Here is a 6,761-nt window from a genome sequence, read left to right on the forward strand (position 1 = left end):
CGACTGCGGGTCATCTGACACCGGAGGTACGGCCGTGGAGGAGGAGGTATTGAGCCGTCCCAGGGCGAAAGCCCGCCATTCCAGCCCCTGGAACGGGGGACGGCGTCAGGCCGGGCCGCCCCCGAGGCCGATCTCGTTGCCGTCGGGATCGCGGTAGGTCATCTTCCGTACGCCGTTGTCGTACGTCTCGCGCGTCGTGGGCTCGAGCCCGCGGGCCGCGATGCCGGCGACGCGGTCGTCGAGGTCCTCGACGAAGAGGGTGAGCAGGGCGTGGCCCGCGCGGTCCGGCAGATGCTCGATGTACAGGAAGCGGTGCTCGGCGAGCTTCCAGACCGCCTCGTGATCGTTGGGGTAGAAGGCGGGGACCGCGCCGAGCAGCCGCTCGTACCAGTCGCATGCCGCCATGTAGTCGCGGACGGGGACACCGGCGAAGAGTTCGAGGGACATGCGGCCCATCGTAGGTGCGGGGGCCGTGCGAGCCGGTGAGGTCAGGGGGCGTCGCCGAGTGGGCCCCGGAGGAAGTCGCGGATCGTTTCCCCGGCGGTGTGGCGCGGGCGCCAAGCTCGGCGAGCAGCGCACTGCCGACGGTGCCGCTCGCCCCGGAGACGGGCGATCCGCCGCATACCGTCGCTGCCGTTCAACTCGGCTCACCTCGCCCGGTTGTGGCCGTTGCCGCCCTTGTGCCCGGCGATACCCGTGAGGCGCGCAGTACGTCGGGACGGTGGGCAAACGCCCGGGACCCGGTGTCAGGTTCCGGGTACCGGGCGGTCGGTGGGGCCGCTACCCGGCGGTGATGCGGCCGACGGCCTGCCGGGTGAGTTCCCGGCCGTGCGGGGCGTCGTCCAGGGCGCGGTGCAGGGCCAGCCCTTCGATCAGGGCGTCGAGCTGGCGGGCGGTGGCGGGGTCGAAGTGCCGCTCCAGCAGCGCGCGGCTGGCCCGCATCCAGTCGCCGGTGAGCGCCCGGTACTCCGGGCGCCTGGCGGCGAGGGTGTACAGCTCCTGCGCGAGCACCAGGTCGCGGCGCGGCCCCTCGGACAGCGCGTGCACCAGATCCGTGACGGCCTCGCGGGCGTCGTCCGGCGTACGGGCCGGGGCGAGGTGCCGTTCGAAGACGGCGGCGATGTCCCCCGCGAAGCGGGCGAAGGACTGGCGGAGCAGGTCGTCGATGCCGGTGAAGTGGTACGTCATCGACCCCAGCGGCACGCCCGCGCGCGCGGCGATCCTGCGGTGCGAGGCGCCGGTGACGCCTTCCTCGGCGATCAGGTCGAGGGCCGCGGCGAGGATGCGTTCGCGCCGCTCGGGGTCGGTGTGTCCGGTGGCCATGGGGCTCAGAGGGGACGGACGGGGCGGGCCGGGTTGCCGACGGCGACGACGTTCGCGGGCACGTCCCGGGTGACGACGGCGCCCGCGCCGATCACCGAGTTGTCGCCGATGGTGACACCCGGGCAGACGATGACACCGCCGCCCAGCCACACGTTGTCGCCCAGGGTGACGGGCTTCGCGGCCTCCAGCTTGTCCCGGCGCGGCTGCGGCTCCAGCGGGTGCGTCGGGGTGAGCAGCTGGACGTTCGGCCCGATCTGGCAGTCCGCGCCGATGGTGATCGCGGCGACGTCCAGGGCGGTCAGGCCGAAGTTGACGAAGGTGCGGGCGCCGATGGAGATGTTGCTGCCGTAGTCGACGTACAGCGGCGGCCGGACGTGCGCGTCCTCGCCCAGCGCGCCGAGCAGCTCGGCGAGGACGGCCCGCGCCGCGTGCGGGTCCTCGGGGTACGCGGCCAGGTACCGGGCGGACAGCCGTGTCGCGCGGTGCATCCGCCGCTCCAGCTCCGGGTCGTCGGCCAGGTAGAGATCGCCGGCGAGCATGCGCTCCGCGTTGCTGCGCGGATCGTCGGCGAAGTGGTCGGTCGGCATGCGTACGATCGTACACCCCGGAGCGTACGACCGTACGCTCGGGCGGCCGACGGCTCCGCGTTTGAGCCGGGCGGGCCCGGCAACTCGCCCCGTGAGGAGGGAATATGGAGATTTCCGGGTTCCTTACGGCGATCGGGGTCGGGATCGTGATCGGCATCCTCGGCAGGCTCGCCCTGCCGGGGCGGCAGCGGATCGGCATCCTCTGGACGCTCGTCGTCGGCATCGTGGCGGCGCTCGCCGGCACGTTCGTGGCTGACGCCTTCGACGTCGCCGAGACACCGGGGGTGGACTGGTGGGAGCTGGTCATCCAGGTCGGCCTCGCGGCCATCGGCGTCGGGATCGTCGACCGCGCCAAGGCAGGACGCTGAGCGCGGGCGTCGCGGGCATCACGTCGTGGGCCCCGGGTACCCGAGGCCCATGACCGAGCACAGCACTGAACCCAGGACCGCGCCCGTCACCGGCGAGGGACTTCCCGACGGGACGGCGCGGGCCGTCCGTGAGGCCGTCCGCGACGAGCTGAGGCACGAGCTGCGGGAGGAGGCCGCGCGCCGCCGGTCCGCGCTTCGGCTGTACGCCGGATCCAGTGCCGCCGGGCTCTACGGCGGCGCGTCCCTCGTGATCTGCCTTGCCCTGCTGCTCGCCCTGGCCGTACCCGGCTGGGCCGCGGCCCTCATCATGGCCGCCCTGCTGCTGTCCGTCTCCGTGTGGCTGCGCGAGGCCGCGCGGCCCGGGGTGTCCATGCCCTTCGGGACGACGGGCAGCGCCGAGGCGGACCAGGCCGGTGAGCCGACCGTCGCCGCCAGGACGAGCGAGGCGACCGGCGCGACCGCCGCATCGAACCCGTTCGGCGCGACCTCGGCCCCCGCGGCCCCGGACGGCGCCGGCCAGCGCGGCCCCCGCACCCCCGGCCACAGCACCGGATCAGCGGCGGCACCGGGCGAGTCCGAGGCGGAGCCGCCCTCGTACCCGCCCTCGTACCCGCCGCGGCAGGGGTGAGCGGTGCTGCTGCGGCACAGGCGCACCGTCGTGGTCACCGGCGCCAGCGGCGGTGTGGGCCCGGGCCGCGGCCCGCGCGTTCGCCGCACGCGGTGACCGGCTCGCCCTGCTGGCGCGCGGCCGGGCGGGGCTGCGGGCGGTGGCCGACGAGGTACGCGCGGGCGGGGGCAAGGCGGTGGCCGTTCCGGCCGACATGGCCGACCACCGGTGTGTGGAGGAGGCCGCCGACCGGATCGAGGGCGAGCTGGGCCCCATCGACGTGTGGGTCAACAACGCCTTCGCCGGCGCCCTGGCGCCGTTCGTGGAGCTGACCCCCGAGGAGTTCCGGCGGATCACGGACGTGACGTACCTCGGCTGCGTGAACGGCACCCGGGCGGCCCTCGCCTACCGCGGTATCCCGTACCAGGCGGCGTACAGCGGCGCCAAGCACGCCATCCAGGGCTTCAACGAGTCGGTGCGGTGCGGTGCGAGCTGCTCGCCTGCGGCAGCCGGGTGCGTACGACCCGATGGTGCAGCTTCCCGCGGTCAACACCCCGCAGTTCGACTGGACGCTGAACCGGCTGCCCGGCCGCGCCCGCCACGCTGATCGCCAACGCGGTGGTGCCGGGCCTGCTCGACCGCTATCTGGCGCGCACCGCCTTCGCCGCCCAGCAGAACCGCGGTGAGTTCCCCGACGACGAACCGGTCAACCTCTGGCTGCCCGCCGACGACACGGGCGCGGACCCCGGCGCCCACGGCCGGTTCGACGCGGAGTCGCACCCGGCGAGCGCGGAGGGCTGGCTGTCCCGCCACCGCAGGTCCCTGCTCCTCGGAGCGGGCGCGGCCGCCGCCGCCGCACGCGCGGCGGGACGGCGGATCCCCTTGACGCGGTCAGCGCCGGGTTCGCCGCGCCCTGGGTCGGGAGCACGCTGCCGTCGGTGACCAGCAGGTTCGGTACCGCGAACGTGCGCAGGTCCGCGTTCACCACGGCGTCCTGCGGGCGTACGCCCATCCGGCAGCCGCCGACCGGATGCGCGTACCGCTCGACGGTGAGCACCTCCGAGGCGCCCGCCGCCCGCACGATGCGTGAAACGCGCCACCGGGATGCCGTGGCGGTCGGTCTCCGCGTCCAGCGTCACCCGGTTCCCCGCCTGCGGCAGGAACTCGCACAGCGCCCCCAGTACGCCCAAGTGGACGTAGTCGTCAATGTACGCGCGCAGCTCCGCGCCCCAGTGGCCGATGGCGGCGATGTGCTCGGCCCAGACGATGGGGAGAGGAGCCACCGTCTGGACCGAGACTCCCCGGACGTACGGCCGCGAGGCGTCCGTCTCGTAGAAGGCCTCCGTGCAGACCTCCGCCGGCGGCGCCTTGTACATCCGGATCTCGTCCTCGAACCGGCCGGCCGTCTGCGGTGCGCCCTGCACCATCACATAGCGGCCGACCTGGTCGTACTCGTTGCCAGGCCATGCAGCCCGCGCGGATCTCCGCGCCGTGGCCGGCGTCCGCTCCAGAGCCGACACCTTGTCGGAAGCACATGCAGGGTGAGGGTGCCCTCCTCGGCGTCCACGACGAACGTCCCCGGCGTGGACGACAGCAGCGCCCCGGCCACCCCGCCCCGCCCCGGGGAGGCGTTCCTCACCGGCGGGCCGCGCGGGTGCGGGAGCTGTCGGCCCTGCGGATCGCGGTCAGCAGCTCCGACCTGCTCATCCGGGACCGGCCCCCGATCCGCAGGGCCTTGGCGATGCCGTACAGATGCTGCTTGGACGCCTGCTCGTCGACGCCCTCACCGCTGCGGCCGCCCCGCTGCCGGGGCCGCGCCGACCGCGGGTCCGACGGGGCCTTGCGGCCGCGCTCCTTGCGCTGCCAGTGGTCGCCGACCTTCTCGTACGTGTGCTTGAGCGCCGCGTACGCCACGCGGTGGGCGCGCTCGCCCTCGCCGTACTGGCCGACCGCGGAGTCGTGGGCCTTGATCCATGTGCGCTGGGCGCCCTTGGGCGAACGTGCCAGGGTGGACGGCAGTTCCTGTTTGCCGGGCATGGGCTCGGGTCACCTCCTGGCGGTCCGGGACCGGCCCGGCCGCCGTCAGCGGTGTGCGGGGTCGGCGTCCGAGTGCCCCCGAAGCGACTCGGCCATGCGCCGGTCCAGCGAGACACGGACCAGCCCCGCGGCGAGCGCCGCCAGGTCGTCCTGGTCCACCAGGGCGGCCAGTCTCCCCGGGTCCTCCGGCAGTCCGAGCGCGTGGGCGCCCTGCAGGACCTTGTCGTCCAGACAGGGGACCAGCTCGGGCCAGACGGCCTGGGCCTCCCGCAGGAAGATGTCGACCCCCGCCGGACCCAGCCCCGGCACCTGGCGCAGCAGCCGGCCGACCGCCGCGGTGTCGCCGTGGGCCTGGCCGCGCAGGTTGCGCAGATCGCCCGCGTACGCGTCCAGCAGCAGCCGCGCGCCGTCACCCAACTGGGTCGCGGTGCGCTCGTCGTAGCGCCGGTAGCCGCCGCGGCCCAGCGCGTCCACGCGCTGCTGCCGGCTCGCCTCCAGCATGCGCCGGGGGTCGCGCATACCCGCGGCGAACAGCTCGCGCGCCGCCGCCACCGCGGTCGAGGCACGGATCCGGGCGGCCAGCAGACAGGCCAGGACCAGCAACTGGTACAGCGGCTGCGGGGTGTCGCGCAGCCGGATCCCCGCCTCGGCGGCGTAGGTCTGCCCGGCGGTGTCCAGCAGCGCGCCCACCCGGCGCCGCTGCTCCGCGGCGGAGGTCATGCCGGCTTCCACGGGTCGTGGCCCGACGACGTCGGTCGGTGCCGCAGTGCGGGCAGGCCCGCCGTCGGACCGTCGGTGTCGCGTTCGGCGGTGACCGTGTCCACCACCGGGTGCGTCACGGCGATGTCCTCCTCGGTGAGCTCCTGTGAGGTCATGTTCACCCGCTCGCGGAACTCCTGCCACAGGGCGACCGGCGCCGGCTCCGGTATGTGCGCCGGGGTGCCGGCCGTGGCCGCCTCCTCGTCAGGTGTTCCCGGGCCGTTTGACCCACCGCACCCCGGGTACCCCGGCACCCCGGCCGGGCATCCGCCGGTGTGACGCCCCTCCGGGCCGCCGCGGTGCCCGCACACCTGGAGCCGAGCGACCCGAGGAGGCGATCATGCCCCACCCGTGGTGGCGGGGAGCCGCATGCGCGAACGAGGATCCGGAGCTGTTCTTCCCGGTCTCCTCGGCCGGACCGGCAGCGCGTGAACGCGAGCGGGCCAAGGCCGTGTGCCGCCGCTGCGTCGTGGCGGACGACTGTCTGGACTGGGCGCTGCGTCTGGGCCGGCCCGCCGGTATCTGGGGCGGACTGGACGAGGAGGAGCGGGCCGCGCTGCGCCGGCGCCGCCTGGCCCGCCGTGGGAAGGAGCACCTGTGAGTACGTACGTCTACGGCATCGCACGCGCGGGGACGGGCGACGTCCCCGCCGCGCCCGGCACGCCTCGTCGGCGACGGGGAGTTCGTCGCGTACGTCAGCGACGCCCCGGACGGACTGGAGCCGGTCCGCAGCCAGTTGCGGGCCCACCAGGACGTGCCGGCCGAGGCCGCCGTGGCCGGAACGGTGCTGCCGATGCGCTTCGGAGCCGTCACCCGGGACGATGACGCCGTCCGGGAGGTCCTCGCCGAACGGACGGAGCACTACCGACCGCGCGGCGGCGGCTGGCCGGCCGACCTCTCGTTCCTGGTGGACCGGGACGCGGCGGGCGACTTCGTGAACACGGCGGACTTCCCGCAGCCCGGACCGGCCTGAAGCACGCAGGAGGGGTGGGGGGGCGCGGGGTGGCCCCAGCCCGGCGGGGGGGGGTGTTTGCGGCGTACAAAAGTAAGAAGCGCACCAGGGGGCGCGGCCCCGCGGCG

Annotated in this window: 9 protein-coding genes and 3 pseudogenes; 5 read left to right on the top strand and 7 right to left on the bottom strand. The window is 74.8% G+C overall.

The features are described 5' to 3' along the window. Nucleotides 1-105: 105 nt before the first annotated feature. The 3 genes from AB0M28_RS29945 to AB0M28_RS29955 form a co-directional block, all read right to left on the bottom strand. Nucleotides 106-447 carry a VOC family protein gene (locus AB0M28_RS29945; protein ID WP_365411837.1) on the bottom strand — a complete coding sequence of 114 codons (342 nt, stop codon included), beginning with the start codon at nt 445-447 and terminating at the stop codon, nt 106-108. A 333-nt stretch (nt 448-780) separates the two neighbouring features. Then, nucleotides 781-1,323 (bottom strand): TetR family transcriptional regulator, encoded by a 543-nt coding sequence (locus AB0M28_RS29950; protein WP_365411840.1) that lies wholly within the window; start codon nt 1,321-1,323, stop codon nt 781-783. Nucleotides 1,324-1,328: 5 nt separating this feature from the next. Next, nucleotides 1,329-1,910, bottom strand: coding sequence for a sugar O-acetyltransferase (locus tag AB0M28_RS29955; protein WP_365411843.1), 582 nt, complete (start codon nt 1,908-1,910; stop codon nt 1,329-1,331). 104 nt (nt 1,911-2,014) lie between these two features. Here AB0M28_RS29955 and AB0M28_RS29960 point away from each other — a divergent pair, with 104 nt between their 5' ends. From AB0M28_RS29960 to AB0M28_RS29970, 3 genes and pseudogenes are all read left to right on the top strand, one after another. Beyond that, nucleotides 2,015-2,278 carry a GlsB/YeaQ/YmgE family stress response membrane protein gene (locus AB0M28_RS29960; RefSeq protein ID WP_365411846.1) on the top strand — a complete coding sequence of 88 codons (264 nt, stop codon included), beginning with the start codon at nt 2,015-2,017 and terminating at the stop codon, nt 2,276-2,278. Between the two features lie 49 nt (nt 2,279-2,327). Beyond that, nucleotides 2,328-2,906, top strand: a complete 579-nt coding sequence (locus tag AB0M28_RS29965) for a phage holin family protein (protein WP_365411849.1) — start codon at nt 2,328-2,330, stop codon at nt 2,904-2,906. A gap of 9 nt (nt 2,907-2,915) precedes the next feature. Further along, nucleotides 2,916-3,827 (top strand): annotated as a pseudogene (locus tag AB0M28_RS29970) (SDR family NAD(P)-dependent oxidoreductase). A 4-nt stretch (nt 3,828-3,831) separates the two neighbouring features. Here the strand turns inward: AB0M28_RS29970 and AB0M28_RS29975 are convergent. The 4 genes and pseudogenes from AB0M28_RS29975 to AB0M28_RS29990 all read right to left on the bottom strand — a co-directional run. Further along, a pseudogene (locus tag AB0M28_RS29975) lies at nt 3,832-3,897 on the bottom strand (hypothetical protein); the annotation flags it as partial. A gap of 623 nt (nt 3,898-4,520) precedes the next feature. After that, nucleotides 4,521-4,922, bottom strand: coding sequence for a ChaB family protein (locus AB0M28_RS29980; protein WP_365411852.1), 402 nt, complete (start codon nt 4,920-4,922; stop codon nt 4,521-4,523). 45 nt (nt 4,923-4,967) lie between these two features. Continuing rightward, nucleotides 4,968-5,642, bottom strand: coding sequence for an endonuclease (locus AB0M28_RS29985; protein ID WP_365411854.1), 675 nt, complete (start codon nt 5,640-5,642; stop codon nt 4,968-4,970). Continuing rightward, entirely contained in the window at nt 5,639-5,803 is a 165-nt protein-coding gene (locus AB0M28_RS29990) for a hypothetical protein (protein ID WP_365411857.1), read from the bottom strand. The genes AB0M28_RS29985 and AB0M28_RS29990 overlap by 4 nt, the downstream gene beginning before the upstream one ends. 218 nt (nt 5,804-6,021) lie before the next feature. Here AB0M28_RS29990 and AB0M28_RS29995 point away from each other — a divergent pair, with 218 nt between their 5' ends. Next, nucleotides 6,022-6,282 carry a WhiB family transcriptional regulator gene (locus tag AB0M28_RS29995; RefSeq protein ID WP_365411860.1) on the top strand — a complete coding sequence of 87 codons (261 nt, stop codon included), beginning with the start codon at nt 6,022-6,024 and terminating at the stop codon, nt 6,280-6,282. A gap of 96 nt (nt 6,283-6,378) precedes the next feature. After that, nucleotides 6,379-6,654, top strand: a pseudogene (locus AB0M28_RS30000) (GvpL/GvpF family gas vesicle protein); the annotation flags it as partial. Between the last annotated feature and the right edge of the window lie 107 nt (nt 6,655-6,761).

The sequence above is a fragment of the Streptomyces sp. NPDC051940 genome, assembly GCF_040680895.1.
In the GTDB taxonomy this organism is placed as follows: domain Bacteria; phylum Actinomycetota; class Actinomycetes; order Streptomycetales; family Streptomycetaceae; genus Streptomyces.